The 490-nt window shown below is 60.6% G+C and carries 1 protein-coding gene and 1 pseudogene; both read right to left on the bottom strand.

Annotation, left to right across the window (positions count from 1 at the left end):
* The coding region (tnpB, locus tag AC5ZGW_RS46910; protein ID WP_496114240.1) for an IS66 family insertion sequence element accessory protein TnpB at positions 1-258 on the bottom strand (258 nt) is incomplete at its 3' end.
* Positions 255-490, bottom strand: a pseudogene (locus tag AC5ZGW_RS46905) (hypothetical protein); the annotation flags it as partial. The gene tnpB and the pseudogene AC5ZGW_RS46905, both read right to left, overlap by 4 nt.

Genomic DNA, 490 nt, shown 5'->3' with positions numbered 1-490 from the left:
CATCACGCCGTCCGCGATCGTTGGCCAAACGAACTTGCAGCCTTCGAGGCGCTTGTGCACCAATACCAGGCCCGTTCGATCCCAGACCAAAATCTTGATCCGGTCCGCTCGTTTCGATCGGAACACGAAGGCTGCCCCGCTGAACGGATCGAGACGAAGCATCTCCTGCACCTTCGCAGCAAGCCCATCATGGCCACAGCGGAAGTCAATCGGCCGCGTTGCCATGTAAATCTTCAGATCAGCACCGGCCGCGATCATCGTGACGCTCGTACCGCGCGGATCACCCGAGATAGCTGCTCGCCATCTATAGCCGTGTCCGTCCGCACCACGACATCGCCGATCGCTATCTCAAGCTTGATCGCCGGAACGTGATGCTCCTCCAACGCACCTTCCACGACCAGCGGCGCGAATGTCGGCTGCGAAGCCTCGCACGACGGCAATACGCCTCGCCGGCGAAAGCGTCGTCGCCAATCGTAAATCTGCCAACGCG

The organism is Bradyrhizobium sp. Crot121, from assembly GCF_059512385.1.
This window is presented reverse-complemented; position numbering and strand designations above follow the sequence as displayed.